Below are 1,016 nucleotides of genomic sequence, written 5' to 3'. Positions count from 1 at the left end.
CCGCAACGGCAGCTTCGAGCCGGTGATCGTGCCTAAACGCAAACGCCGCCTTGGTGGCGTCGAGGACATGATCTTGTCGCTGTACGCCCGGGGCATGTCCACCCGCGACATCACCGAGCATCTGGCTGAGGTCTACGGCGCCAGCGTCTCGGCGGCCACGATTTCGCGGGTCACCGACGTGGTCGTCGATGAGATCGCGGCCTGGCAGGCCCGCCCGGTCGATCCGGTCTATCCGATCCTGTATATCGATGCGATCCGCATCAAGATCCGTGACGGCGGCGTGGTCGCCAACAAGGCCGCCCACGTGGTGATCGGCGTCGACGTCGACGGGATCAAGCAGGTCCTGGGGATCTGGATCCAGCAGAGCGAAGGCGCCAAATTCTGGCACGGGGTGCTCACCGAGCTGCGCAACCGCGGGTGCCGCGATGTGCTGTTCGTCTGCTGCGACGGCCTGACAGGGCTGCCCGAATCGATCACCGCGGTCTGGCCCCAAGCCATCGTGCAAACCTGCGTGGTGCATCTGCTGCGGGCATCGATGCGCTACGCCTCCTACACCGACCGCCGCAAGATGGCTGCCGCGATGCGACCGATCTACACCGCTGTCACCGAAGACGCCGCCAAGCTGGCCCTGGAGGACTTCCGCGCCCAGTGGGGCACCAAATCCCCCGGAGCACTCGCGGTCTGGGACCGTGCCTGGGCCGAGTTCACCCCGTTCCTGGCGTTCCCGGTCGAGATCCGCAAGATCATCTACACCACCAACGCCATCGAATCGCTGAACTACCAGCTGCGCAAAGTCACCAAAGCCCGCGGCTCGTTCCCCTCTGATACCGCCGCGATGAAACTGCTGTATCTGGCCATCCGCAACATCAACCAGAAACGAGGATCAACCACCGGAACCGCTACCTGGGGCTGGACCCACGCCCTCAACGCCTTTGCGATCCAATTTCCCGAACGACTCCCGCTCTAACTCAACCATCAATGGCCACAACCACTTACACAGTTATCTTGACAAGCCC

The 1,016-nt window shown here is 63.4% G+C and carries 1 protein-coding gene; it reads left to right on the top strand.

The window, feature by feature from the left end:
- The coding region (locus EJK91_RS21385; RefSeq protein ID WP_125079899.1) for an IS256 family transposase at nt 1-967 on the top strand (967 nt) is incomplete at its 5' end.
- Between the last annotated feature and the right edge of the window lie 49 nt (nt 968-1,016).

Origin of the sequence: Mycobacterium sp. P7213 (genome assembly GCF_900604305.1) — a bacterium.
Taxonomy (GTDB): Bacteria; Actinomycetota; Actinomycetes; order Mycobacteriales; family Mycobacteriaceae; genus Mycobacterium.
This window is presented reverse-complemented; position numbering and strand designations above follow the sequence as displayed.